Annotated in this window: 21 protein-coding genes; 8 read left to right on the top strand and 13 right to left on the bottom strand. The window is 71.6% G+C overall.

Going from position 1 to position 26,139, the window contains the following annotated elements:
- The 3 genes from ACQPW6_RS00910 to ACQPW6_RS00900 are packed head-to-tail and all read right to left on the bottom strand — an operon-like array spanning nucleotide 1 to nucleotide 3,808.
- A complete protein-coding gene (locus ACQPW6_RS00910) occupies nucleotides 1–966 on the bottom strand; it encodes a carbohydrate ABC transporter permease (protein ID WP_433887552.1) in 966 nt (321 codons plus the stop codon).
- Nucleotides 963–2,300, bottom strand: coding sequence for an ABC transporter substrate-binding protein (locus tag ACQPW6_RS00905; protein WP_433887551.1), 1,338 nt, complete (start codon nucleotides 2,298–2,300; stop codon nucleotides 963–965). Before ACQPW6_RS00905 ends, ACQPW6_RS00910 begins: the two co-directional genes overlap by 4 nt.
- Nucleotides 2,297–3,808, bottom strand: coding sequence for a carboxylesterase/lipase family protein (locus tag ACQPW6_RS00900; RefSeq protein WP_433887550.1), 1,512 nt, complete (start codon nucleotides 3,806–3,808; stop codon nucleotides 2,297–2,299). The genes ACQPW6_RS00905 and ACQPW6_RS00900 overlap by 4 nt, the downstream gene beginning before the upstream one ends.
- A 165-nt stretch (nucleotides 3,809–3,973) precedes the next feature.
- On the opposite strand from ACQPW6_RS00900, the gene ACQPW6_RS00895 reads away from it, so the two are divergent.
- On the top strand, nucleotides 3,974–4,780 hold the full coding sequence (locus ACQPW6_RS00895) for a FadR/GntR family transcriptional regulator (RefSeq protein WP_433887549.1): 807 nt from the start codon (nucleotides 3,974–3,976) through the stop codon (nucleotides 4,778–4,780).
- A 44-nt stretch (nucleotides 4,781–4,824) separates the two neighbouring features.
- Here the strand turns inward: ACQPW6_RS00895 and ACQPW6_RS00890 are convergent, their stop codons facing one another.
- The 5 genes from ACQPW6_RS00890 to ACQPW6_RS00870 all read right to left on the bottom strand — a co-directional run bounded on the left by ACQPW6_RS00890 (nucleotide 4,825) and on the right by ACQPW6_RS00870 (nucleotide 12,494).
- Nucleotides 4,825–6,300, bottom strand: coding sequence for a glycosyl hydrolase (locus ACQPW6_RS00890; RefSeq protein ID WP_433887548.1), 1,476 nt, complete (start codon nucleotides 6,298–6,300; stop codon nucleotides 4,825–4,827).
- Nucleotides 6,301–6,367: 67 nt separating this feature from the next.
- On the bottom strand, nucleotides 6,368–7,828 hold the full coding sequence (locus tag ACQPW6_RS00885; protein ID WP_433887547.1) for a glycosyl hydrolase: 1,461 nt from the start codon (nucleotides 7,826–7,828) through the stop codon (nucleotides 6,368–6,370).
- Nucleotides 7,829–8,048: 220 nt separating this feature from the next.
- Nucleotides 8,049–9,092 (bottom strand): LacI family DNA-binding transcriptional regulator, encoded by a 1,044-nt coding sequence (locus ACQPW6_RS00880; protein ID WP_433887546.1) that lies wholly within the window; start codon nucleotides 9,090–9,092, stop codon nucleotides 8,049–8,051.
- Between the two features lie 177 nt (nucleotides 9,093–9,269).
- Nucleotides 9,270–10,793, bottom strand: coding sequence for a glycoside hydrolase family 30 protein (locus ACQPW6_RS00875; RefSeq protein ID WP_433887545.1), 1,524 nt, complete (start codon nucleotides 10,791–10,793; stop codon nucleotides 9,270–9,272).
- A 75-nt stretch (nucleotides 10,794–10,868) separates the two neighbouring features.
- Nucleotides 10,869–12,494, bottom strand: a complete 1,626-nt coding sequence (locus ACQPW6_RS00870) for a carboxylesterase/lipase family protein (protein ID WP_433887544.1) — start codon at nucleotides 12,492–12,494, stop codon at nucleotides 10,869–10,871.
- 423 nt (nucleotides 12,495–12,917) lie between these two features.
- On the opposite strand from ACQPW6_RS00870, the gene ACQPW6_RS00865 reads away from it, so the two are divergent.
- A complete protein-coding gene (locus ACQPW6_RS00865) occupies nucleotides 12,918–13,616 on the top strand; it encodes an alpha/beta hydrolase (protein ID WP_433887543.1) in 699 nt (232 codons plus the stop codon).
- Nucleotides 13,617–13,650: 34 nt separating this feature from the next.
- Here ACQPW6_RS00865 and manD read toward each other — a convergent pair whose 3' ends face one another.
- The gene (gene manD, locus ACQPW6_RS00860) at nucleotides 13,651–14,892 is read right to left on the bottom strand and encodes a D-mannonate dehydratase ManD (protein ID WP_433887542.1); all 1,242 of its coding nucleotides are present in this window, start codon (nucleotides 14,890–14,892) and stop codon (nucleotides 13,651–13,653) included.
- 126 nt (nucleotides 14,893–15,018) lie between these two features.
- Between manD and ACQPW6_RS00855 the strand changes: the two genes are divergently transcribed.
- The 6 genes from ACQPW6_RS00855 (at nucleotide 15,019) to ACQPW6_RS00830 (ending at nucleotide 23,189) form a co-directional block, all read left to right on the top strand.
- The gene (locus ACQPW6_RS00855) at nucleotides 15,019–16,263 is read left to right on the top strand and encodes a lactonase family protein (protein WP_433887541.1); all 1,245 of its coding nucleotides are present in this window, start codon (nucleotides 15,019–15,021) and stop codon (nucleotides 16,261–16,263) included.
- A 187-nt stretch (nucleotides 16,264–16,450) separates the two neighbouring features.
- Nucleotides 16,451–17,785 carry an ABC transporter substrate-binding protein gene (locus tag ACQPW6_RS00850; RefSeq protein WP_433887540.1) on the top strand — a complete coding sequence of 445 codons (1,335 nt, stop codon included), beginning with the start codon at nucleotides 16,451–16,453 and terminating at the stop codon, nucleotides 17,783–17,785.
- A gap of 31 nt (nucleotides 17,786–17,816) precedes the next feature.
- Nucleotides 17,817–18,704: a carbohydrate ABC transporter permease gene (locus ACQPW6_RS00845; protein WP_433887539.1), complete on the top strand. Its 888-nt coding sequence runs from the start codon at nucleotides 17,817–17,819 to the stop codon at nucleotides 18,702–18,704.
- Nucleotides 18,701–19,597 carry a carbohydrate ABC transporter permease gene (locus ACQPW6_RS00840; RefSeq protein ID WP_433887538.1) on the top strand — a complete coding sequence of 299 codons (897 nt, stop codon included), beginning with the start codon at nucleotides 18,701–18,703 and terminating at the stop codon, nucleotides 19,595–19,597. Before ACQPW6_RS00845 ends, ACQPW6_RS00840 begins: the two co-directional genes overlap by 4 nt.
- A 32-nt stretch (nucleotides 19,598–19,629) precedes the next feature.
- A complete protein-coding gene (locus ACQPW6_RS00835; protein ID WP_433887537.1) occupies nucleotides 19,630–22,167 on the top strand; it encodes a glycoside hydrolase family 2 protein in 2,538 nt (845 codons plus the stop codon).
- Nucleotides 22,168–22,217: 50 nt separating this feature from the next.
- Nucleotides 22,218–23,189 (top strand): substrate-binding domain-containing protein, encoded by a 972-nt coding sequence (locus ACQPW6_RS00830; RefSeq protein WP_433887536.1) that lies wholly within the window; start codon nucleotides 22,218–22,220, stop codon nucleotides 23,187–23,189.
- A 409-nt stretch (nucleotides 23,190–23,598) separates the two neighbouring features.
- Here the strand turns inward: ACQPW6_RS00830 and ACQPW6_RS00825 are convergent, their stop codons facing one another.
- The 4 genes from ACQPW6_RS00825 to ACQPW6_RS00810 form a co-directional block, all read right to left on the bottom strand.
- Nucleotides 23,599–24,786 (bottom strand): MAB_1171c family putative transporter, encoded by a 1,188-nt coding sequence (locus ACQPW6_RS00825; RefSeq protein WP_433887535.1) that lies wholly within the window; start codon nucleotides 24,784–24,786, stop codon nucleotides 23,599–23,601.
- A complete protein-coding gene (locus ACQPW6_RS00820) occupies nucleotides 24,779–25,279 on the bottom strand; it encodes a ParH-like protein (protein WP_433887534.1) in 501 nt (166 codons plus the stop codon). The genes ACQPW6_RS00825 and ACQPW6_RS00820 overlap by 8 nt, the downstream gene beginning before the upstream one ends.
- Before the next feature lie 105 nt (nucleotides 25,280–25,384).
- Nucleotides 25,385–25,816: an XRE family transcriptional regulator gene (locus ACQPW6_RS00815; protein ID WP_433887533.1), complete on the bottom strand. Its 432-nt coding sequence runs from the start codon at nucleotides 25,814–25,816 to the stop codon at nucleotides 25,385–25,387.
- A gap of 115 nt (nucleotides 25,817–25,931) precedes the next feature.
- Nucleotides 25,932–26,063: a hypothetical protein gene (locus ACQPW6_RS00810; protein WP_433887532.1), complete on the bottom strand. Its 132-nt coding sequence runs from the start codon at nucleotides 26,061–26,063 to the stop codon at nucleotides 25,932–25,934.
- Nucleotides 26,064–26,139: the final 76 nt, after the last annotated feature.

Raw genomic sequence — 26,139 nt, 5'->3', positions numbered from 1 at the left:
TCAGGACTCCTCAGCGCCGGCCCGCCGGCCGAACCGCAGCACGACGGCGGACACGATCATGGTGCCGAGCGCGATGATCATCGCCATGGCGGAGGCGAGGTTCGGCTGGTTGGTGGCGAACGCGTCCCGCTGGACGTTCATCATCGGGAAGTAGGTGGACGAGATCGAGGTGGTCAGCGGGGCCAGTACGGTCGGTTCGCTGTACGCCTGGAGGGTGCCGATCAGCGAGAACAGCCCGGCCAGCGTCAGCGAGGGGGCGATCAGCGGGATCTTGATCCGCCAGGCGAGCCGGATCTCGCCGCAGCCGTCGATCCGCGCGGAGTCGTAGACCTCGGCCGGGGTGGCCCGCAGCCCGGTGAAGAGGATGATCATGTTGAAGCCGAGCGCGCCCCACACCGCGATGTTGGCCAGCGACGAGTACAGCATCGTCGGGCTGAGCAGGTTCAGATGGTGCCAGCCGATGCCGGACGCGGCCGAGGTGGCCGGGCTGGTGTCGGGCAGGTAGAGGAAGCCCCACATGATGCCGGCGATCACCCCCGGCACCGCGTAGGGCAGCAGCAGGCACAACCGGGTGAAGCGGACCAGGCGGGCCCGGGCGGCGTCCAGCAGCAGTGCGAACAGCAGCGCGCCGCCCAGCGTCAGCGGGATGGTGATCACCGCGTAGATCAGCAGCCGTTGGAAGCTGGCCAGCCAGATGTGGTCCTGGAAGGCCCGCGAGTAGTTGAGCAGTCCGACGAACCGGGTGTGGATCATCCCGAAGCCGTTGGCGGACGGTGTCACCCGCGGTCCGCGCAGGCTCAGGTAGACCGCGTAGCCGAGCGGGATCAGGAAGAAGCAGACGAACAGCGCCGCGGCCGGCACCAGCAGGACGTACGGCGCCGCCGTGTCGGCCCGCGAACGCGGGCGCCGGGGGCGGGAGCCGGCCGGGGCGGGCTCGGTGGTGGTGGGTTCCGCGGTGAGTGTCATGAGCCGGCCACCTTGTATCCGTAGGACTTGAGGTCGTCGCGGATCGCCTGCTGCACGGTGGACAGCGCTCCGGCCAGACTGCCGTGGCCGTTGACGACCAGGCCGACCTCGTCGGAGTAGTCGCTGAAGGCGAGGTTGGTGTCGGGGCCCCACTGGGACCGCATGGTGTGGTGGGCGGCCTCGGTGAGCACCTGCCCGTAGTCGCGCTGCCCGTAGACGGCCTGGGTGTCCACCGGCTGGACCCCGGCGAACTGCTTCAGGCCGACGTTGGAGGCGGGCAGGTTGCCGCCGTACCTGACCATCGCGCCGGTCCCGTCGGCGGTGGCGCCCAGCCAGCTGAGGAACTGCGCGGCCTGCGCGGGGTGCTTGGACGTCCTGGTGACCACCGTGGCCGAGCCGCCGGCGAAGCCGACCGACGGGTCGCCAGCCGTCCACTGCGGCAGCGGGGCCACCCGCCACTTGCCGATCGTGCCGGCCGCGGTGCTGGTGAAGTTGTGGCTGGTCATGTTCCAGCTGCCGCCGACGATCGACAGCACCTTGCCGTCGTTGATCTTCTTGTTGGCCGCCGGGGTGCCGGTCGACTCGGCGCTGACCGCGCCCGATGCGATCAGCCGCCCCCAGAAGTCGGCGACCTGCCGGGACGGCGGATCGGCGATGCCGACGCTCCAGGTGCCGCGGTCATTGGTCCACCACTGGCCGCCGGCCTGCCGGGCCAGACCGGCGATGAACTCGGCGTCGGTGGGGTTGTAGTTGGCCAGCACCACCGAGGGATCGGCGCGGTGCACCGCGGCGGCGTCCGCCGCGAACTCCTGCCAGGTGGCTGGCGGCGCGATGCCGTACTTCGCGAACAGGTCCTGCCGGTACATCAGCGCCATCGGGGCCTGGTCGAGCGGCACCCCGTACAGCCCGCCGCCCAGCGCCACCAGGTCCCAGGCGGCCGGGTCGTACGCGGAGCGCAGGTCCGCCGCCCACGGGGTGATGTCCCTGGCGATGCCGCCCGAGATGTACGACGGCAGCCACTCGTACTCGGCGAGCGCGAGGTCGGGGCCCTGCCCCGCCGACACCGCCGCCTGGAGCTTGGAGGACTGCTGGGTGCCGCCGCCGACGTTCTCGACGTGCACCTGGATGTCGGGGTGGGAGGCGTTCCAGACCTTCACGATGTCGGGGGCCTTGGGCCACCAGGTCCAGTAGTCCAGGGTCACCTTGCCGGAGCCGGACGCGCCGCCCGACGCACTGCTGCCGCCACCGCCACCGCCGCCGCATGCCGCGAGCAGCGCCAGCGCGCACACCGCCAGCAGCGCCAGCGCGCCGCGGGCCCGCCGCCGGCCGGTCATCGTCCCTCCAGCAGTTCGCGCACCGGGCGGCGCGGATCGGAGGCCATCCGCACCGGGTCGTCGAGCAGCGCCGTCCAGCGGCCGGCCGGCTCGTACGCCGGCCACGGCGGCAGGCCGTCGCCGGAGGGCACGCCGGTGCGGGCGAAGCCGGTCCAGTAGGAGCCGAGCGCGCCGGCCAGTGCGGCGGGCGGATCGTCGCCGACGTCGGGGCGCGCCTGCTCGGCGGCCTGGGTCTGGAACACGAACGGGACCTCCAGGGAGTGCGGGGAGCCGCGCCGCGCCCGGCTCCGCGGGTCGCTCCAGGTGAACAGGTAGGAGTAGGTACGGGCCCGGGCGGCGGCACGGGCGTCGAGCAGCCGCTGCGAGGGGTCCCGGTACATCTGCTCGGCCAGATACGCCTCGACGGTCTCGGCGGCCCGCGGCGGGCGGCCGAGCAGCCGGGCCAGCCGCTCGGGGAGCTGCTCGGCGAGGCCGGGGGCCTGCGGGAAGTCGCCGGGCGCCAGCCGGGCCGGCAGGCCGGCGTCGGCCTCCGTGCCGTCCGCGTCCAGCGGCGCGTAGCCGGACGCCTCGTTGAGGTTGGTGCCGACGATGAGATCGACGTCGGAGCCGCTGCCCGCCGCCACCGCGTCGACCGGGACGGCCGGCAGGGTGCGCGGGTCGAGCGTCGGCTGGAAGGTGATGTCGAGGTTGGGCCGCTCGGGGCCGCGCCGGTGCACCAGCGCCTCCTGCGCGGCGACCAGCCGCTCGGCGGGCAGGGTGAGCAGCCCGGCGGCGCCGGACTCGTCGAGGCCGCACAGCGCGAGCAGTTCGGCGGTGCGCTCGATCCCGTACTCGGTCGACCGCGCGCGGTCGCCGGTGCCGCTCTCCATGACGGCCCGCCGCAGCAGCCCGTCGGCGGCGGGCATCGCCAGCAGCGCGGCGACCGTCGCGGCGCCCGCGGACTGGCCGAACACCGTGACGTTGTCCGGGTCGCCGCCGAACGCCGCCGCGGCCTCCCGGACCCAGCGCAGCGCGGCCAGCACGTCGAGCAGGGCCGCATTGGCGGAGTCGGCGTACTCCGGGCCGAGCAGGTGCTCCAGGTTGAGGTGGCCCAGCGCCCCGAGGCGGTAGTTGGGCGCCACCACCAGCACGTCGTAACGGGCCGCGAGCAGCGCGCCGTCGTTCACCGGATTGGCGTTGTGGCCGTACAGATGCGCGCCGCCGTGCAGCCAGACCATCACCGGCAGCGGGCCCGACGGGTGCGCCGGCTTCCACACGTTCAGGTTGAGGCAGCCCCGCTCGTCCATCACCAGGCCCTCGGCGCGCGCCGGCTCCTGCGGGCAGACCGGCCCGTGGCGGTGGGCGGTGCGAACGCCGTCCCAGCGCGCGGGCTTGCCGGGCGCCCGGAACCGGCCGCCGTCCTGCGGGGCCTGCGCGAACGGGATGCCGAGGAACTCCTCGGCCGGCCCGAAGGTGCCCGTGGCGGTCCGTCCCTGCACGGCACCGAAGGGGGTCAGAATCGTCACCACGGCCGACTCCTGTCTGGGGTTGGGCGGTTGGTGGGGAGGCTCGGAGTATGTTCACCACCCGTTCAGGGTGTCAATGATGTTGTGCCGAGTTGTCTGACAAGTTGATTGAAGAAGCCAGAGAACTCCGGGCCGCAATGGGGCTGATACCAGTGCTACGTTGGCAAGGTGTCTGACACCATGGAACCTCCGCGGCAACCCCATCTGCTCGACCGGACGGTGCAGAGCCTGCGTGCCGTGATCGCCGACGAGCTGGTGCCCGGCGCCCAGTTGCCGGCCGAGGCGGCCCTCGCCGAGCGGTTCGGCGTCAGCCGCCCGACGATCCGCGAGGCGCTGCGCGTGCTGGCCGGGACCGGCGTCGTGCGGATGCAGCGCGGCCGGCGGGCGGTGGTCCTGGAACCCTCCGCCGAGGCGATGTCCGTACCGCTGTCGATGCTGGTGCGCACCGACCCCCGGCATGTCATGGAGCTCACCGAGGTCCAGGACGCGCTGTACATGCTGGTCGCCACCCTCGCGGCGCAGAACGGCCGGCGGCATCTGAGCAGGCTCGCCGACGCCGAGGTCCACCTCACGCACATGGAGCAGGCCCAGGACCGCCGCTCCTTCGACACCGCGAACACCCGCTTCCACCGGACGCTCGCCGAGTGCACCGACAACCAGACGCTGGTGTTCCTGCTGGAGGCGATCGACATCACCCTCACGGAGACCTCGCACTCCGGCTTCGAGAGCCAGCTCGCCCCCGGCCAGGGCCGCAAGCCGCCCGGCTCGGTCGAGGTGCACCGCGCCATCCTGGAGGCCGTGCACTCCGAGAGCCCGCAGCAGGCCGCCCGCGCGATGCGCTCGCACGCCCAGCACATGCGCAAGGGCGTACGGGACCGGGTCCGCGCGCTGCTCCAGCGCGGCACGCGGCCGGGACCGCCCATGGATGGCAGGGACGGTCCCGGCGCGGTGCCCGGCGATGCCGGTACCAGGTGAGTCACGGTGCCTGCGGTGCCCCGTGATCCGGGGTCAGGCGGGGGTCAGGCGGGGAGGTGCCAGATCTGCCAGGGGTTGGTGTTGGAGTCCCAGATCTGGAGTCGGGTGCTGTTGGTGGTGCTGCCGCCTGGGTCGTCGAGGTAGCGGCCTGACTGGGGGTTCTTGAGTTGGCCGTTGGTCTGGGCCTGCCATTGCTGGGCGCCGGAGCCGTTGCAGTCCCAGAGTTGGATCTTGGTGCCGTTGGCGGTGCCCTGTCCGGTGACGTCGAGGCATTTGCCGAGGGCGCGGATGGTGCTGTCGGTTCCGACGGTCCAGGTCTGTGCGGTGGAGTTGTTGCAGTCGTAGAGCTGGACGGCGGTGCCGTTGGTGGAGCTGCCGCCGGCGACGTCGACGCACTTGCCGCCGACTCCGGTGATGGCCCCGGTGTGCGAACCGCCGGTCGGGGGAGTCGTACCGCCGCCGGCCGGGATGTGGATGGCGCCGCGGCTGAGCACCCGGGAGTCGTAGTAGCCGGCCTTGACCTGGTCGTTGCTGTTGTAGCTCGGGTTGGTGAGATAGTCGAGCCACACGTTCCAGTACACCCACTTGGGCTGTGCGGACAGCTGGGCGGGCTGCGGGACGCTGCCGACCTCGGCCAGCGCCATCGGCTTCTTGGTGCCGGCGATGTTCGACAGCGCGTTGTACCAGTCGGTGGCCGGGAACTTCTGCCACCACACGTCCATGCCGACGACGTCCACGTAGTTGTCACCCGGGTAGTAGCTGGCCGCCTGTCCGGCGCCGCCCGCGTTGTCCTTCAGCGCCCACACCCAGATGATGTTGTCCAGGCCCTTGGACGTCAGGTAGTCGTGGGTGATCTGGAACAGCCGGGCGCTGCCGCCCGCACCGGGCCGGCCGCCCCACCAGGCCCAGCCGTCGTTCATCTCGTGCAGCGGCCGGAACAGCACCGGGATCCCGGCGTCCTTGAGCTGCTGGAAGTACGGCACGAACTGGTCGAGCTTGCGCTTGTAGTCGTTGTTGAGCGTGGTGCCGTCGGTGATCACCTGCTGCCACTCGCTGTCGGACATCTTGCTGCCGTTGACCGGGTTCGAGCCGCCCTCGAAGTCGCAGGTCGCCACGTCGGGACGGCAGGCGTGCATCATCAGGCCGGGCAGCGAGCCGTTGGCCCACTCGCTCTTGGCCTCGTTGATGACCGTCTGGCGGTTGTCGATGTCGTTCTGGCTGAAGCCGAAGTCGCCGTTCCAGATGCCCGGGTACTCGCCGGTGATGTCGTGGACCTTGTTGATCCACTGCGACGGGTTGCTGTTCGCGCCGCCCTGCTGGCCGGACAGCACGTGGTTGCCCGTCAGGCTCTTGAGGTAGGCGATCTCGTCGGCCTTGGTGACGCCCGACGGTCCGGGCGGCGCCGCGGCGGCGCTGCCGCCGGTCGCGGTGACCGCGATGCCGACGACGGCCGTGGCGGCCGCGGCGGCGACCACCGCTCGCGTTCTGCGGCGCAGGGGTGTTCTGGTGTGTGCGGACATGGAGGAGTGTCCTTCGTGAGGGGGATGGGGAGAGGGTGGAGACGATCGATCCGGGGTCAGGCGGGGGTCAGGCGGGGAGGTGCCAGATCTGCCAGGGGTTGGTGTTGGAGTCCCAGATCTGGAGTCGGGTGCTGTTGGTGGTGCTGCCGCCTGGGTCGTCGAGGTAGCGGCCTGACTGGGGGTTCTTGAGTTGGCCGTTGGTCTGGGCCTGCCATTGCTGGGCGCCGGAGCCGTTGCAGTCCCAGAGTTGGATCTTGGTGCCGTTGGCGGTGCCCTGTCCGGTGACGTCGAGGCATTTGCCGAGGGCGCGGATGGTTCCGTCGGTGCCGACGGTCCAGGTCTGGGCGGTGGAGTTGTTGCAGTCGTAGAGCTGGACGGCGGTGCCGTTGGTGGAGCTGCCGCCGGCGACGTCCACGCACTTGCCGCCGACCCCGGTGATGGCCCCGGTGTGCGAACCGCCGGTCGGCGGAGTCGTACCGCCGCCGGGGACCGTGAACTGGCCCTGGCTGAGCACCCGGGAGGAGTTGAACGTCGCCTGCAGACCGGCGGGTGAGTTCGACGACGTGAGGTAGTCCGCCCAGATCATGAACCAGGTCCACTGCGGCTGGGAGGCCAGCTGGGACGGTGACGGCACGGTGCCGACCTCGGCCAGCGAGATGGGCTTGCCGTGGGCGACGTTCTGGATCGCCTGGTACCACTCGGTGCTCGGCCAGCCGTGCTGCCAGGGGTCGAGGCTGGCCACGTCCACGTACGCGTCACCGGGGTAGTAGTCGGAGACCGAGGACGCGCCGCCGTCGATGTCCTTGACGTTCCATACCCAGATGATGTTGTTCAGGCCCTTGGACTCCAGGTAGTCGTGGGTGATCTGGAACAGCTTGGCGCTGCCGTTCGCTCCGGGACGGCCGCCCCACCAGGCCCAGCCCTGGTTCATCTCGTGCTGCGGGCGGAACAGCACCGGCACGCCGGCGTCCTTGAGCTGCTGGAAGTACGGCACGGCCGTGTCCAGCTTGCGCTTGTAGTCGGTGTTCAGGGCGCTGCCGTCGGTGATGAGCTGGCTCCACTCGGAGTCCGACAGGTGGCTGCCGTTGATGGGGTCAGGGCCGCTCTGGAAGTCGCAGGTCGCGACGTCCGGGCGGCACATGTGCCAGGTCAGGTTGACCAGCGAGCCGTTGGCCCACTCGGTCTTGGCCTGGTTGATCATCGTCTGGCGGTTGGCGACGTCGGTGGCGGTGAAGCCGAGCTCGCCGCCCCACAGGCCCGGCCACTTGCCGGTGAGGGAGTGCGCCTGCGCGGTGTACTGCGACGGATTGCTCAGCGGCTCCTTGTTGTGCACACCGCTGATGACGTGGTTGCCGCTGATCTGGTGCAGGTAGCCGAGCACCGCGGCGGGCGTCGAGGCGCCGGTCGCCGAGGCCTGCGAGGGCAGGCCGGCCAGCCATGCGCCCGCTGCCAGCGGCAGCGTGAGGAGTACGGCCATGCGTTTGCGGGTGAAGAGTTGCAGTCTCATCGAACCCTCTCGTGAGTTCATGATGGAACGTTGCACCACTTGGCGTCCGTGACGGCGAGGAGTACCCATCGCGGTCACGGGAAAAGGCCGGTAAAACCGACGTCTGGAAGCTAGAACCCTGGTCTAGTCATGTCAATGCATCCGGCAGGGCTTTAGTAAAACGTGCGAGCTGCGCCGGCCGATGCGTCCGCTATTGGGAAGGTATGGACCAGGCGGGACGGGGTGCGGTGGCGGCGCGGGCCTACGGCCGGTTCGCCGGGGGCGCGGTCGATCCGCGCGGCACCAGGCCGGGCACCTGGGCGGCGTGCGAGGCGTGCTCCTGACGTGTCATCACGTCGAAGAGGGTCTGGGTGACGTCGGCCCCGAAGGAGAAGATGTCGTGCTGCATCGCCGACAGCGTCGGCCGGGTGAGCTGGCACAGCTGGGAGTCGTCCCAGGCCAGCAGCGACAGGTCGGCCGGCACCGAGAGGCCGAACTCGGCCGCGACGCCGAGCGCCGTCACCGCCATGATGTCGTTGTCGAAGATGATCGCGGTCGGCCGGTCGGCGGACAGCAGCAGCGAGCGGCAGGCCCTGCTGCCCTGGTCGGCGGAGAAGTCGGCGACCACCGTCTGCGACTGCACGCCCAGGCCCTGCGAGATCTCGGCGAACGCCTTGGTGCGGATGGCGCTGTGCCCCAGCTCGGCCGGGCCGCTGACCCGGGCGATCCTGCGGTGGCCGAGCGCGGCCAGATACCTGACGGCCTCCGCTGTCGCGGCGGCGTCGTCGGTCCACACCGAGGTGAAGGGGCCGGCCAGCGAGGGATGGCCGACCACCACGGCGGGCAGCCCGATCGCGGCCAGCGCCGGTACCCGCTCGTCGTCCACCCGCAGGTCGACCAGGATGCTGCCGTTGACCCGGTTGCCCTGCCACCACTCGCGGTGGACCTCGACCTCCTCCGCCGGCTCGACCAGCCGCAGCAGCAGCGAGCAGGAGTGCTGCCCGAGCACGCTCTCGATGCCCGAGATGAACTCCATGTAGAACGGTTCCAGGCCGAGCATCCTGGCCGGCCTGGCGATGGCCAGACCGACGGTGTGCAGCTGCTTGCCGGACAGCGACTGCGCCGCCTGGTTCGGGCTCCAGCCCAGCTCGCGGGCCGCCTGGAGGATCCGCTCCTTGGTCGCCGGGGAGACGCCGGGCTTGTTGTGCACGGCGATGGTGACGGCCGACGGCGACACTCCCGCACGCAGGGCGACGTCCTTGATGGTCGCTTTCCGCCCGCTGCCCGCAGCTGCCGTCTGGCTCACCGGGATGTCCGCCTTTATGTCGTGACCGAAGTACCGGTCAGAATCCTATCCCAAGCCACCGGCTCCTCCACTGAAACGTTTGATCAGACGAAAAGGTGCCCGTACGCCGGGTCGTCCGGTGCGGCCGTCGGGTGCGGCCGTCCGGTCCCGGTCAGCCGCACCGGGACCGGACGCGGGTCAGCGTGCGGCCCAGGTGTAGGTGGCGGTGGCGCCGGGGGCGAGGGTGGTCGTCACATCGATGCCGGGAGCGGTGATGGTGAGGGTGTGGGTGGCCGTGGCGCTGGGGTTGGTGACCACCAGCGCCGTGCTGCGGTCGGGGTTGCTGAACGCCGACGCCTGCAGCGGGCCGGGGTCGTCCTGCGCGGCGGCGACCGCAGTCCCCACGCGCGTGGCGCCGGAGCGCACGAAGCGGGAGAAGTGCCCGAGCGTGTAGTAGTTGTCGTTGTACGTGACGGCCCCGGTCCCGGAGTTCACGGTGACGGCGCCGTCGCATCCGGTGCAGCCGCCGGTGTGCGGGCCGTGGTTCTCGTCCAGCGCCAGGTTCCAGAAGATCATGCTGCGGGCCCAGTTGTTCATCGCCCCGAGAGTGCGGGTGATGCCGCCGCCGCTGCACTCGGTCTCGAACACGTCCTTGCCGGGGAAGGACGCCTTCAGCGCGGTCTGCCTGGCCGGGTCGCCGTAGTAGCAGTGGTAGGCGGTGCCGGCGATCCACCGCGCGGCCGGCGAGTTCAGCAGGTCGAAGGGGTAGTCGAGCTCGGGGTCCTCACCGACGTCCACATGCGACTGCACGTCGAAGGGGTGCTCGGACCAGTTGTGGTCGAACCCGAGGATCTTCGTCCGCAGCCCGGCCGCGCGCAGCGCGGGACCGAGCCGTTCGATCACCTTCGCCTCCTGGGCCACCGGCATGTCGGTACCCGGGTAGTCCGTCCGCAGCAGTGCCTGCGGCTCGTTCTGCACGGTCAGGTAGTCCACCGGCACTCCCGCGGCGGCGTACGCCTGCACGAACTTCACCAGGTAGCGGGCGTAGGCGTCGTAGATCCGCGGGCTGTCGATGAGCTTGCCGTCGATCATCGAGCCGTTGGTCTTCATCCAGCCGGGCGGGCTCCAGGGGCTCGCGACGATCTGCAGCCGCGGGTTGAGCGCCTTCGCCTGCCGCAGCAGCGGCAGGATCTGCCGGGTGTCGTGGGCGATGGAGAAGTGCTCCAGCCCGTAGTCGGTCTGCCCGGCCGGCATGTCGTCGAAGCTGTAGTCGGCGGTGGCGAAGTCCGAGGCGCCGATGGGCTGCCGCAGCATGCCGAAACCCGCACCGGACCGCGGGTCGAACAGGTCCGCCATCAGCGCGTCCCTGGCCGGGCGGTCCAGCCGGTACAGGACGGCGGCCGAGGAGTCGGTGATGGAGGCGCCGAAGCCGGTCACCTTCTGGAACTTCAGACTCGGATCGACGTGGATGGTGGTGTCGGCGGCGGCCGAGGTGGTGGTGACGGCGGTGAGCGGACCGAGTTGCGGGCCGGTGGTGTCCGCGTCCGTGACCCACTGCCGTACGCCGGACGGGGCGTGCGACGCGGCGGCCGGACCGGCAGGGGTCTGCGCCGCGGCGGACAGGCCGGTCTGGGCGGTGAACAGCGCGGCCAGCAGGGTGCAGCCGGCCACGGCGGCGGCCGATCGGCGCCGTAGCGGCAGGCGGGTGAGGCGAGAGGTCATCGTGTCTCCAGGAGTGGGTGGACAGGGCCGGGCAAGGGCGCGGCGGGCCGCCCGCGAGGACGGCCCGCCGACCGGTCACTGGGTGTGGATCAGGCCGTGGTCGTTCCAGAAGTCGCAGTGGTGATCGCTGACGAAACCGCTGGTCAATCCGTCGTGCGGCAGCCGGAACTGCATCACCTCGGGCTGCGCGGCCCGGTAGCCGGGCCAGGGCCCCTGACCGCGGTCGGGACGGCCGTCGGCGATGAACGCGCCCCACTGCGCCCGCATCCGCCGGGCCAGCTGCTCCTGCGCCGGATTCAGGCCGGTCAGGAACTTCTGCGAGCCGTCGGTGCGGGTGAACCGGAACAGGTACTCCAGCTCGGTGGTGTGGTAGGCGCCCCACGCGAAACCGGGTGTGACGCCCTCGGCGGGCGCGGTGGAGTCGGCGAACTCGTAGGCGTAGGTGCGGGTCCAGGGCGACAGGGCGTTCTCCAGCGTCCAGGCCCGGCACACCCGGTCCGGGTCGGAGGCGATGGCCCCGGCGGCGTCGGCCGCCGGCCGGCCCGCGTACAGGGCGGCGATCTGCGGCGCGTACTGCGGGTAGGACCGCTGGATCCAGTCGCTGAGGGTGGCATCGGTCGCGGGCTGGGTGATGCCGGGATAGGGGCGGTTCTCGTCGTGCGTGTTGCCCACCAGCACCGGCACCCGGGCGAACCTGCCCGCAGCGATGGCCTGCCGCGGGTCGAGCGGCAGCGCGGCGCCGCCGATGGCCGGTGTGCCCGGCGCGCCCTGCTGGTCGATCAGGGTGCCCACGTCCTTGCCGCGCAGGCAGGCGGCGGCCGTGGCCGGATCCGTGCAGCCCGCGGACGCGGCGAAGGCGCTGCCCGCGCTCTGCGCGGCCGCCAGCGGCTGCGCGTCGCAGGCGCCGCTCTCGATGATCGCCCGGTCGAACAGGCCGCGGGCCGGCGGCGCCGCCAGCAGCCGGCAGGCCGCCCGGCCGCCGGCCGACTGGCCCGCGATCGTCACATTGCCGGGATCGCCGCCGAAGCTACGGGCGTTGCTCCGCAGCCACTTCAGGCCGGCGATCTGGTCGAGCAGGCCGTACTGGCCCGACATGCCGTCGGGTGACTCGCCGCTCAGCGCCGGCAGCGCCAGGAAGCCCAGCCAGCCGAGCCGGTGGTTGACGGTGACCACCACGCTGCCGGTCTCGGCGGCGAGTCGGGCCGCGTCGTACTGGCTGCCACTGCCGTTGACGCCGCCACCGCCGAAGATCCAGTACAGCACCGGGGCGCGGCCGGCCCGGGCCGCGGGCGTGTCGGGCCGCCACACGTCCAGGTAGAGGCAGTCCTCGGTGACCGACCGCGGCCCGTTGCTGTTCTCGGTCTGCGGGCACGCGGGGCTGGGCGCGGAGGCGTCACGGACGCCCTGCCAGGGCTTGGCCGGCTGCGGCGGACGCCAGCGCAGGTCGCCGACCGGCGGTGCCGCGTACGGCACCCGGCCGAAGAACTGCACCTGGCCGCCCGCCACTTGGCGGCCGTGCAGTACGCCTTGCTGGGTCCGGGCCGTCGCCGGATCGTGGCGGGCGTACGAGGCAGGGGCCGAATCGGTGGTGGCCGCCGCGCCCGGTGGCGCGGCGGCGGTGGTCGCGAGCAGCGCCGCGACGGCTGACAGCACCAGGCCGCCGAGCCGCGGGCGGCTGCTGGAGAGGAACCTTCTGAACACCTGATCATCTCCTCGATGACGTGTGCGGACGTTCGAGGGCCACGGGGGTGCGGGGTGGAGCGGCGACCTGAGCACCGCCGCGCCGTGGCCGGTCCGGCGCCGGGGCATGCGGAACCTCCGCCCGGGGGAGGCTTCGACCGATCCCTCAGGGGCCCGGCAACGAGTACGGCCGGGTGACGGGACGGGCCGGCCGGCGGAACGCGAGCAGCCGGGCAGGTCGGCGGCGCCATCGCGGCCCGGATGGACGCGCGGCGCGGGTCGGCCCTCGTGATGACGCGGGCAACTGGACGCCGCCCGCTCGGCTCGCGGCTCACCGTAGACGGCGCACCGCCGATGCGTCTATAAAACGTTCTAGAAAAATCTCGTCCCACGGGTGCGGCGCACGGAGCCGGCCCGCGGGGACCGACCGTGGGGAGCTGCTGGATGCGACTGACCGTCCACACCTGGGGGACCGGCGAGCGCACCGCGCTCCTGGTGCACGGCATGATGGCCGACCACCGCACCTGGCGCCGGGTGGGCCCCGCGCTCGCCGAGCGCGGATACCGGGTGGCAGCCGTCGACCTGCGCGGGCACGGCACCAGCCCGCGGCAGCCGGGACCCGAGGGCGCCCGCCGCTACCGCCTGGACGACATGGCCGCCGACCTGGCGGACAGCTGCCCTTCCGGCGCCGAACTGGCGCTCGGCCACTCGCTCGGCGCCCTGGTGCTGCAACGGGCCATCGACCTCGGCCTGGACGTCGGCCGGGCGGTGTTCAGCGATCCGGCCTGGCGCACCCAGCCGCACGACCTCGGCCCGGCGCGCGCCTACCGGAACGCCACCCCGGCGCAGATCCGGGCGGCCAACCCGCGCTGGGAGGACGCCGCGGTGGCCGACGAGTCGGCCTGCCTCGCGCTGTGGGACCCCGACACCGTGACCGCGCTCGACCCGCCACCCGGACTGCCCGCCGCCGAGGCCGTCCCGTCACTGGTGCTGCTCGCCGACCCCAGCGAGCGGGTCCCTCCGGTGCAGCAACAGGCCCTGCTCACCCGGGGTTTCAGCCTTCGCCGGGTCACCGGAGCGGGCCACAACATCCACCGCGACGACTTCCCGGCGTTCATGGACGCGCTGGCCGGCTGGGTCTGAGGCCCGCGCGAGCGCCCGGCGACGTGAAGCAGGCTCACCAGTCGTGCACGGTGCCGTCCCGCAGCCGGTTCACCGGCAGGTAGGCCGGTGTGTACGGGAAGCGCGCCGCGGCCTCGTCGTCGAGCTCCACGCCCAGGCCCGGCGTCTCGCCCGGGTGCAGCAGGCCGTCCTGGAAGGTGTACGACGTCCTGAACACCTCCAGCGTGCGCGGGTCGTGGCGCATGTACTCCTGGATGCCGAAGTTGTGGATCGCCAGATCCAGGTGCAGCGCCGCCGCCATCCCGACCGGTGACACGTCGGTGGGGCCGTGCAGGCCGGACTTGATCCCGTACAGCGCCGCCAGGTCGAGCAGTTTGCGCATCGCGGTGATGCCGCCGGTGTGGGTGACGGCCGAGCGCACGTAGTCGATCAGCCGCTCGCTGATCAGCGTCGTGTAGTCGTACGCGGAGTTGAACACCTCGCCGGTGGCCAGCGGTGTGGTGGTGTGCCCGCGGATCAGCCGCCAGGCCGCCTGGTCCTCGCTGGGGGTGGCGTCCTCCAGCCAGAACAGGTCGTACGGTTCGAGGTCCCGGCCCAGGCGCGCCGCCTGGATCGGCGTCATGCGGTGGTGGCCGTCGTGCAGCAGCGGCAGCTCGGGCCCGAACTCCTGCCGGACGGCGTCGAACACCCGGGGCAGGTGCCGCAGATAGGCGCGGGTGTCCCAGGTCTCCTCCACCGGCAGCGCCGGCCCGTCCGCCGAGCGGCGGGCCGGCTCGTAGTCGTAGCGGGTGCCGCCGGAGCCGGTGCCGGCGGCCACCCCGTAGACCGGCCCGAGGCCGGGCACGCCGGACTGGATGCGTACCGCCTGGAATCCGTCGGCGAGATGGGCCCGCACCGAGTCGAGCAGTTCGGGGATGTCCTGGCCCGAGGCGTGGCCGTAGGCCAGCGCGCCGCGCCGGGACCGCCCGCCGAGCAGCTGGTAGAGCGGCATGCCCGCGGCCTTCGCCTTGATGTCCCACAGCGCGGTGTCCACCGCGGCGATGGCCGCCATGGTCACCGGGCCGCGCCGCCAGTAGCCGCCGCGGTAGAGGTACTGCCAGGTGTCCTCGATCCGCCCGGCGTCCCGGCCGGTCAGCAGCGGCACGACATGGTCGGCGAGGTACGAGCGCACCGCCAGTTCCCGGCCGTTGAGGGTGGCGTCCCCGAGGCCGGTCAGCCCGTCGTCGGTGGTGATGCGCAGGGTGACGAAGTTACGTCCGGGGCTGGTGACGTTCACATCGGCTGAGCGGATCTTCATCATGGGTTCCCGGGTGCTGAGGATGGGTCGGCCGCGAGGCGGTCTTGTACCGCCCGGCGGCGGGCGCCATCCTGTCACACGTTTTAGCTCGTCCGACGGCCGACCTGAGCGCGAGGAGAAGCAGCGATGACCGACACCGAACGGACCACCGGCGGCCCGACCCCGGGGGAGCGGCCGGAAACCCCGAAGACGCCCGGCCCGCCCCCGGGCCTCTCGCGACGCGGCCTGCTGGCCGCCGCCGGGCTCGGCGCCGCGGGCCTGGGCGCGACCGCGGCGCTGGCCCCGGGTCAGGCCCTGGCGGCGGACACCGCCGCGCGAACCCCCGCCGCGCTGCGGCCGCTCTACATCGGCACGTACACCTCCGACGGCGGCGGCGCGGGTCTCGGCGTCGCCGGCTACGACCCCGCCACCGGCGCGGTGACGGCGGGCAGCACGCTGGCCGGGGTGCCCGACCCGTCCTTCGTGACGCCGTCGGCCGACCACCTGTACCTCTACGCCGTCAACGAGTACGAGGGCACGGTCACGGCGATCGCGGCCGGGCAGGGCGACCCGCGGGTGCTCGGCAGCCAGAGCACCGGCGGCGACGGCCCCTGCCATCTGACCGTGCACGCCGCCGGCGGCCACCTGCTGAGTGCCAACTACGACTCGGGAAGCGTGGCGGTGCACCCGATCGCCGCCGACGGCTCGCTCGGACCGCGCACCGACCTCGTCCAGCACACCGGTTCCGGCCCCGACGGCAGCCGGCAGGCGGGTCCGCACGCGCACATGGTGCTGAACGCGCCCGACGGAGCGTTCGTACTGGCCGTCGACCTCGGCACGGACACGGTGTACACCTACCGCCTCGACACCGGCACCGGGAAGCTCGCGGACGTCTCGCAGGCCAGGATGGCGGCCGGCTCCGGCCCGCGGCACGGCGCTTTCCACCCCTCGGGCGAGTACCTGTACGTCGCGAACGAACTCGGCGACACCGTCACCGTCTGCGGCTACGACCAGGCGACCGGCATGGTCACCCCGGGGCAGTCGCTGCCGACCGTGCCCGCGGGCGACCCGCCTTCCGGGCGCAACTACCCGGCGGAGGTGCTGGTTTCGGCGGACGGCGGCTTCGCCTACGTGTCGAACCGCGGCCATGACAGCGTCGCGCGCTTCACCGTCGGCGGCGGCGGCGCCGAACTCCAGCTGGTGGACACCGTGCCCGCCGGCGGCGCCTACCCGCGGCACATCGCCATGGACCCCGGTGGCGACTGGCTCTTCGCGGCCAACCAGAACTCCGGCACGGTCGCCGCCTTCGCCCGTGACCAGGGCACCGGCGAACTCACCGCGACGGGCCCGCTCTTCGCCTTCCCGGTACCGGTCTGCGTGCTGCTCCTGTAGATCATCCGCGTCAAGCAAAGAAACAGTAATCTCGCGCCAAGGGCCGCTCAGTCACGCGTTGATAACCACTAGACCGTTCTATAGACAGTCCGAGCTGTTGCGTCTACGTTAAGCAGCCATCAGCCGCTTCGCCCCGACGACGAGACGTCCGTCGCTACGGCACGCAGTGCGGCCGTTCAGTTCACAGATGACGGGAGTGTGGTTCGGCGTGCGAAGAACAGCTTTTGCGGCCATCGCGGCGGGTATGGCGGTGGCGCTGACCGCCTGCGGCAGCGGTTCCGGCGGCGGATCGTCGGACACGGCGACCGCGCCGAGCGACCCCTCGAAGGTCTCCGGCACGATCACCGTGCTGACCAACCGCACCGACCAGGTGCAGGACGGCACCCTCAAGGGCTACGCGGCGGCGTTCAACAAGATCTACCCGCATGTGACGGTGAAGTTCCAGGGCATCACCGACTACGAGGGCGACGTCAAGATCCGGATGAACAGCAGCAACTACGGGGACGTGCTGTCGATCCCCAATGCTGTGACGCTCAAGCAGTACCCGACGTTCTTCGCACCGCTCGGCACCTCCGCCGAGCTGTCGAAGAAGTACGACTTCACCGACCACGCGACGGTCGGCGGCAAGGTCTACGGCATCGCCAACATCGGCGACGCCAACGGCTTCGTCTACAACAAGGCGGTCTGGAAGCAGGCCGGCATCACCGACTGGCCCACCACACCGCAGCAGTTCCTCACCGACCTGCAGGCGATCAAGGCCAAGACCGGCGCCACGCCGTACTACACGAACTACCACGACGGCTGGCCGCTGACGAACTGGGGCAACGCCCTCGGCTCGCCGAGCTGCGACCCGCAGGCCAACGACAAGCTGGCGACCACCAAGCAGCCCTGGTCGCAGGGCCAGGACCTCTACACCACCGACAAGCTGCTGTACGACATCGTGCACGGCAAGCTCGCCGAGGCCGACCCCAACACCACCAACTGGGAGAATTCCAAGACCCTGCTCGGCAGCGGCAAGGTCGGCACCATGTGGCTGGCGTCCTGGGCCGTGGTGCAGATGCAGGACGCGGCCAAGAAGGCCGGCCACGACCCCGCGGACATCGGCTTCATGCCCTTCCCGACCCAGGTCGACGGCCACTTCTGCTCGGTGGTGCGCCCCGACTACCAGTACGCGGTCAACGTGCACTCCAAGCACAAGGACGCCGCCCGCGCCTGGCTGGACTGGTACATCAACAAGTCCGGTGACGCGCAGGCGTCGCTGTCGCCGTCGTCGGTGAAGGGCGCGCCGCTGCCCGCCGACCTCAAGCCGTTCCAGGACGCCGAGGTGAAGTTCGTCTACCTCACCAACAACAAGACCGCGCAGGTCGACGAGATCGACAAGGCTTCCGAGATCGGGCTGGACGCCCAGGACTACCCGCAGCACATCGTGGACGTCGCCCGCGGCGCGGCCGGCGGCGACATGGACAGCTACTTCAAGGACCTCGACAAGAAGTGGTCCGACGCCCTCGGCACGGTGGGCTGACCCTCCGCGGAAGACGCAGAAGAAGGAAGAGATGAGCAGCCTTTCCCGCCGGCGGACCCGCAGGGCCTGGTGGTTCACCCCGTGGCTGTACCTGCTGATCCCGCTGGTGCTGCTGGTGGTGTTCACCTACATCCCGGTGGTGAGCATGTTCTCCTACAGCCTCACCGACTGGGACGGCCTCAGCCCCACCCGCAACTTCGTCGGGGCCGACAACTACGTCGACCTGTTCACCCGCCCGCAGCTCTTCCAAGTCTTCTGGGTCAGCCTCTTCTACCTGGCCGGCTCGGTGGTGCAGATCTGCCTGGCGCTGTACTTCGCGACCGTGCTCAGCTTCAACACCCGGCTGCGGAACCTGTTCAAGGGCATCCTGTTCTTCCCCTACCTGATCAACGGGGTGGCGATCGGCTTCGTCTTCCTCTACTTCTTCCAGCCGGGCGGCACCCTCGACACCGTGCTGAAGGCGTTCGGCGCCGGCCCGCACCTGTGGCTCGGCAACCCGCACCTGGTCAACACCTCGCTGGCCGGAGTGTCGGTGTGGCGCTTCATGGGTCTGAACATGGTGCTGTTCATCGGCGCCATCCAGTCCATACCGCCGCAGCTCTACGAGGCCGCGGCGCTGGACGGCGCCAGCCGCTGGCAGCAGTTCCGCTACGTCATCGCCCCCAGCATCCGGCCGATCATCAGCCTGAGCGCGATCCTCGCCGTCTCCGGATCGCTGTCGGTCTTCGAGATCCCGTTCATCATGACCGGCGGCTCCAACAACAGCGAGACCTTCGTGATCCAGACGATCAAGCTCGCCTTCAACTTCAACAAGACCGGTCTCGCCTCGGCGGCGGCAGTGGTGCTGCTGGCGATCGTGCTGCTGGTGACCTGGGTGCAGCGGCTGCTGTTCCCCGACGAGAGGGTGGAGCAGTCATGACCGCGCTCACCGGTCCCGGCGCGCTGCGGGCCCCGCGCCCGCACCCCCGCCGCGGGCGCGGGATGTCACCGCGCACCGCGACGGCGGTCTTCCTGAAGTACCTCTCGCTGGTGCTGGCCAGCGCGGTGGTGGTCATCCCGCTGGTGGCGATCCTGCTGACCTCGCTGCGCACCAGCAAGGAGATGACCCACGAGGGTCCGCTGTCGGCGCCCGACAACTGGTTCAACCTGCACAACTACGCGACCGCGTTCACCGACGGGCACATGCTGCGCGCGCTGTGGAACACCTCGTTCATCCTGTTCTTCTCGGTGCTGGGCACGGTGCTGATCGGATCGATGACCGCCTACGCGATCGACCGGTTCCACTTCCCGTTCAAGAAGCTGGTGCTGGCGCTGTTCCTGATCGCCTCGCTGGTGCCGAGCGTCACCACCCAGGTCGCCACCTACCAGATCGTGAACAACCTCGGTGCGATGGACACCCGTTGGGCGCCGATCATGCTGTACATGGGCACCGATATCGTGTCCATCTACATCTTCCTGCAGTTCATCCGCTCCATCCCGATCTCGCTGGACGAGGCGGCGCGGCTGGACGGCGCGAACTCCTTCACCATCTACTGGCGGATCATCATGCCGCTGCTGCGGCCGGCCATCGCCACCGTGGTGATTATCAAGGGTGTCGCGATCTACAACGACTTCTACATCCCCTTCCTCTACATGCCGGACGACAACCTGGGCACCATCTCCACCTCGCTGTTCCGGTTCAAGGGCCCGTACGGGGCCCACTGGGAGGTCATCTCCGCCGGCGCCGCGCTGGTGATCATCCCCAGCCTGATCGTCTTCCTGGCACTGCAACGGTTCATCTACAACGGCTTCGCCTCCGGCGCCACCAAGTGAGGCGCGCACACGAGTCACGGAACGGAGAACGCATGAAGGTCCGCACGCCGCTCACCCGCGACTGGACGCTGCGCCTCGACACCACCAGGCACCGCCCGGACCACGCGCCGGCAGGGCTGGCCGATGCGGAGATCCCGGCCCAGGTCCCCGGGTGCGTGCACACCGACCTGCTCGCCGCCGGGCTGATCCCCGACCCGTATCTGGACCGCAACGAGCAGGAGGTCGCCTGGGTCGGCCGCGCGGACTGGACCTACACCACCGCGCTGCCGGCCGCCGGCACCGGGCACGAGCGCACCGACCTGGTCTTCGACGGCCTGGACACCGTTGCCGAGATCCGGCTCGGCGACCGGCTGCTGGGCGCCACCCGCAACATGCACCGCTCCTACCGCTACGACGTCACCGACCTGCTCGGCGACGGAAACGGTTCCGGCGCCGGGCCTGAGACCGGTCCTGGCGCCGGCACGGTGCCGCTGAGCGTGCGCTTCACCTCCGCGTACGAGGAGGCCGAGGCGCTGCGGCAGACCGTCGGCGCGCGGCCGAACGCCTACCCCGAGCCGTTCAACTTCGTCCGGAAGATGGCCTGCTCCTTCGGCTGGGACTGGGGCCCGACGCTGGTGACCGCCGGCATCTGGCGGCAGGCCCGGCTGGAGCACTGGTCGGTCGCCCGGCTGGCCGACGTAACCCCCGAGGTCACCGTCCGGGACGGCGTCGGCCGCGTCCTGGTCCGGGTGGCCGTCGAACGCACCGGCAGCGGGGCTTCCCGCCCGCTCACCGTCGGCCTGACGGTGGCCGGCCGCAGCGCGCGCGTCGAGCTGCCGGCCGGCCAGGACACCGGCACGGTCGAGGTGACCGTGCCCGGTGCGGAGCTGTGGTGGCCGCGCGGCTACGGCGAACAGCCCCTGTACGACTGCGAGGTGGTGCTCACCGACGCCGACGGCACCGCGCTGGACGGCTGGGAGCGGCGGGTCGGCTTCCGCACCGTCGAGCTGGACACCGCCGCCGACGAGCACGGCTCCGCGTTCACGCTAGTGGTCAACGGCACCCGGTTGTTCGCCCGCGGCGTCAACTGGATCCCCGACGACGTCTTCCCCAGCCGCATCACACCGGCCCGCTACCGGCACCGCCTCGAACAGGCCGCCGCGGCCGGGGTGGACCTGGTACGGGTCTGGGGCGGCGGCATCTACGAGGACCGGGCCTTCTACGACGCCTGCGACGAGCTCGGGCTGATGGTCTGGCAGGACTTCCTCTTCGCCTGCGCCGCCTACCCCGAGGACGAACCGCTGCGCGGCGAGATAGCCGCCGAGGCCGCCGAGAACGTCACCCGGCTGATGCCGCACCCCTCGCTCGTGCTGTGGAACGGCAACAACGAGAACCTGTGGGGCTTCGCCGACTGGGAGTGGGCGGCCGAACTCGACGGCGCCGCCTGGGGCGAGGGCTACTACCTCGACCTGCTGCCGCGGATCGTCGCGAGCACCGACCCGACCCGCCCGTACTGGGCCGGCAGCCCCTGGTCCGGTTCCTGGGAGCACCACCCCAACGACCCCGGGCACGGCACCGCGCACTCCTGGGAGGTGTGGAACCGCGCCGACTACACCGACTACACCGGCAGCGTCCCGCGGTTCGTCGCCGAGTTCGGCTGGCAGGCACCGCCCGCCTACGCCACGCTGCGCCGCGCGCTCAGCGACACCCCGCTCAGCGCGGACTCGCCCGGCATGGCCCACCACCAGAAGGCCGACGACGGCAACGGCAAACTCGACCGCGGCCTCGCCCACCACTTCCCGGTCCCCGAGGACTTCGACGCCTGGCACTACCTGACCCAGGTCAACCAGGCACGGGCGGTCGCCACCGGGGTCGAGCACTGGCGCTCGCACTGGCCCACCTGCGCCGGTACGGTGCTGTGGCAGCTCAACGACTGCTGGCCGGTGACCTCCTGGGCCGCCATCGACGGCGACGCCCGCCCCAAGCCGCTCTACCACGAGCTGAGCCGGCTCTACGCCGACCGGCTGCTGACCTTCCAGCAGCGCGACGGGCGTACGGTGCTCGCCGCGGTCAACCAGGGCGCGCAGCGGTGGACCTCTACGGTGCTGCTGCGCCGGGTGGACGCCGACGGCACGGTGCACGCCAAGCTCACCGCTGTGGTGGACGCCGCGCCGCGCAGCGTGGCGCTGGTGCCGCTGCCCGAGGAGATCGCGGTGCTCGCCGACCCCGGCAGGGAGTTCCGGGTCGCGGACGCCGACGGGCTGCGCGCGGTGCACTTCGACCGCACCGACGCCGAGTTCGGCTACCCGCAGGCCGACATGCAGATCGAGCTGGTGCCCGGCGCCCGGCGCGGCGCCGACGCGGAGGTCACCGTGCGGGCCCGCACCCTGCTGCGCGACCTGCTGCTCCAGGCCGACCGGCTGCACCCCGACGCCCGCGCCGACCGGGGCCTGGTCACCCTGCTGCCGGGGGAGAGCGTCACCTACCGGGTGAGCGACTGGCAGGACGCCGACGCGCAGCGGCTGCCCGGCGCGCTGCTCTGCGTCAACTCCCCGCGCGTGCTGCCCTCGACGCGGCAGATCCGGCGGTGAACCCACCCGGCGCGCGGGATGCCACCGCGCGCCGCGCCACGATCGGGGACATGGACCCCGGGGCCGGGGTCATCCCGGTCCCGGCGCCCACGGCGGGGGCTCTGGACGTGCACTCCGAACCGGCCGGGGAGCGGGCACTCGGCGATCGGGCACTCGGCGACCGGGCACTCGGCGACCGGGCCGGGCCGATCGGCGTCGTCGTCCCCGGCGGCGCGGACTGCGGCCTCGGCCCGCTGCGCGGCAGGCTGCTGGCCGGCCTCGCCGCCGCACTGGACCCCCGGCGGTACCCGCTGCTGCTGGCCGGGGTCGCCGACCCCGCCCGGCAGGTCTCCCAGCAGCGCCGGTGGTGGCAGACCGGCCGGATCGCCGGCTCGGTCCTGATCGACCTGTACGACACGCCGCTCGACCTGGCCGAACTGCACAGCGAAGGCGTCCCGGTGGTGGTGCTCGGCCCGCCGCGCCCCGGGGCCGGCTGCCTGTCGGTGTGGCCGGACGAGGCCGCCGCCGTCGACAACACGGTGCGCTATCTGGCCGCCCTGGGCCACCGCCGCATCGCCCGCGTCCCGTCGGCTCCCGGACTGCGGCACACCGCTGCCCGGGGTGCGTCCCTGTCGGCCCTGATCGGCGAACTCGGCCTGGAGGAGATCCCCGGGGCCCCCGCGGACCCGCTGCACGAGCAGACCGGCCGCCCCACCAGGACCCTGCTGTCCGTCCCGCGCCGTCCGACCGCGATCCTCTACGACAGCGATGTGGCCGCCGCGGCGGGCCTGGCGGTGGCGGCCGAGATGGGCCTCACCGTGCCCCGCGACCTGAGCGTGCTGTCCTGGAACGACTCCCCGCTGTGCCGCCTCACCCACCCGCCGCTCACCGCGATGAGCGACGACCTGACGACAACCGCCACCCGGGCGGCCCGCCTGCTCCTCCACCACCTCGGCCCGGACCCCGCCCCACCGGCTCCACCACCCCCGACCCTGACCCTCCGCGCCAGCTCGGCCTTGCTTCGCCACCGGCCCCTGGCCTAGGGAGCCTGCACAGCCCACCGCGACCGGGGCCCGGCAACCACCGCAAGTGGCCCGGCAGTCGGCCCGCCCGCAGGCGCGCACTGGCTGAGCGCGCAGTTCCCCGCGCCCCTTCGGGTCGCCCCAGCCGGGGTGTCGGGGCGTGTCGATGTCGGGTCCGGGCCGCGCGCTGGTTACTCCAAGGGGCACGGGGCTTGCAGCGCTTGGGCGCGAACGGGTCGGGGGCTGTGCCCCGGGCACCCAGGGGCGCGGGGCTGTGTCTGGTGTGCGGCTGGCGCCGCGTGGGCGCGACCAGCCTCTCGTCGGCCGGGGGTCCGGGGACTGCCGCAAGGGGCTTGGTGGTCGGCTCGCCCGCAGGGCGTGTCCTGGCTGGAGGTGGCGGCCGGGGCACCCGGCGGTCGAGCGCGCGCCCTCAGCCGGGCGCGTTCGCCGACCGCTCCGTGCGCTCCACGAAAGCCGCGGTCACCGCGAGCAGCCAATCCACGTCCGCGTCCAGCGTGCCGAGCGAGGACGAGGCCGGGGCGGACAGGTGTGGCGGGGCTGCCGTGCTGCCCTTGCCCGTGCGCATCGCCGCGAGCCCCGCGCTGATCGCGACCGCCTCCGCCGCCGCGTCCCGCTGCTGCCGCGCTCCGGAGGGCGAACCGTCGGCTTCCACACCTGGCGCCGCCGCGGGCGAGTAGTGCCGGAGGCACAGCCGCCCGTCGTGGATCTCGATCACCCGCCGGTACAGGGCGAATTCGGCGTTGCGCATGCTCCGCCAGCGATCGTGCGGGCTCGGCGGCGCCAGCGCGATCCCCGGCACCGCCTCGTGCAGCGCCGACCACAGCGGTTCGAGCGCGCAGTACGACCGGTAGGCCCGCGCGATCCGGGCCGGCGCCGACACCGTACGGCCCCAGATCGTCGCGGTGGCGCCGCCGACCGCGAGCGCCGCGACGGCCACCGCGAGCACCGCGGAGGGCCGGTCCTCGGTGCCGGGCTGCGTACCGTCCCGCAGTACCGAGGCCACGTCGCCGAGGATGAGCAGCGTCCAGACCACGCCCACCGCCGCGCTGGCCATCATCAGCCGCAGCCCGGTGCGGAACAGGCTCGGCGGCACCCGGCGGGCGTTCCGCCCGAGCAGCGTGATCAACACGCCGAGGCACCGTACGAAGTAGCCGATCAGCAGGAAGTCGTAGGCCGCGATCAGCCAGCGGTCGGCCCCCTGCGCGCGGACCGCCGTCGTACCGTCCTGGGCGTGCGCGGCCAGGAAGAGCACCGCGAGCGTCCCGCCTACCGCCGCCGCCAGCCCCGCGATCCGGCCGGCGGACGGCTTGTCGGCGCCGGCGTCGTCCAGGGAGTGCGCGAGCATCGCGAGGAACGTCAGCGAGCAGACCTTGAGCTCCGCGCCGAGCAGCAGCCCGAGGTGCGGCAGCGGCACCAGCCGGTGCAGGATCGCCATGCTGCGCGGCGCGAGCAGCAGCAGCGCGCCGCCCATGGCGAGCGCGAAGAAGCAGATGTAGCGGACGGCGGGATCCTCCGGGGTGCCCCGGTCGAGCACGATCCGGTAGAGGGCGAACGAGAGCACCAGGCAGGCCGCCAGATAGGTGGCGGCGTCAGCCATGGCGGCCGAACCGGTGCGACGCCGCTCCGAACATGCTGCCGAGCCGGCTCTGCTGGCCGTCCGCCAGCGTCGGGGCGTGGTCGTCGCGCGCGGCGCGGAAGCGGATCAGCGACGCGAGGAGTTCGGCCTCGTGCTCCTGCGGCTCGCTGTAGACGGTACGGCCCAGGATCCGCTTGACCAGCGAGTCCGACAGGTGGGGAAGCAGCGAGGTGGTCGCGCCGGCGGACAGCCCGGCGGAGAGGGAGGCCGTGGACTCATGGTGCCCGCACAGCAGGTGCGCGGCCTCGTGCAGCAGGATGTGCTGCTGGTGCAGCGGCGTGGTGTCCGCGGCGTAGAAGATGCAGTCGGCCTGGTCGGTGGTGATGAGCAGGCCGCAGGGGAAATCGGGTCGGGCCGCGACGGGGACCAGCTCGATCGGCCGCCCGCGCTGCTGCGCCAGCCGGGAGATCAGCACCTTCGCGTCGAAGGGTCCTGGCAGTGCCGAGCTGCCCATGGCCTGTCTGTACTTCGCCCACAACTTTCTGTGGGAGCTGTTTAACAGCATGGGAGTCCCCCCATTTTCCGATTGCCATCCCGGACGGACTGAAATTCCGGCCGGCTAATCGGGAGAGTTCTTCTCTGCTTCTCTTCTGGCGATCAGATCGATCATGTCGCTGATGGTCCCCATGCCCTCGGGAGAGAGATTGACGGCGCGCAGCGCGACGCTTCTGACGCCGGCATCACGCAGTGCGCCGAGCAATTGGAGCTCGGCGGCCACCTGAGCGCCTTCCGCGTCGTCGAAGAAATAGGCGACAGGCACCTGGAAGAACTGCGCGAGCGCTTCCAGGTGCCGCTTCGTCGGATTGTCACGGCGGCCGGTGCGCAACTGCCACAGGTAGGTCGCGGAGAAGCTGTCGCCGGTGGCCTCCCGGCAGGCCCGCGCCACTTCCTCGTGGCTGTACTGCTCCCGGTCCGCCCGGCGGACGACGCGGAACAGCGCGTCGATCTTCTCGGCGAGCGTCGTCCCCGCGGTGTCCTCCGAGTCGCCCATGACCTGGCCTTTCGTCTCCCCACCAGCTCAGCGGATATGAGCTCCGCCGCTGCCCTCATTCATCTTAGCTTATGAGGCGGGGGTACGTCAGCCCTCTGGAGGCCCGGTCCTGCGGTCAGCACCACCAGCAGACGGAGACGAAGCTCGGCGGCGTCGATTCCTCGGCCGTGGCGGCGACCGCGTCCTTTTCGAAAGGAATGGCGTCAAGGTCGATGTCGAACAGGTCCTTGATCTTCTCCGAATCCATGTGGCGTCTCCATTCGATGTGGTTCCATGACAACGGCACCGGGGCTCCAGGCGGCTGACTATAGGGACCGCCTCGC

It is taken from the genome of Streptomyces sp. CA-111067 (assembly GCF_050956065.1).
Lineage (GTDB): Bacteria > Actinomycetota > Actinomycetes > Streptomycetales > Streptomycetaceae > Actinacidiphila.
This window is presented reverse-complemented; position numbering and strand designations above follow the sequence as displayed.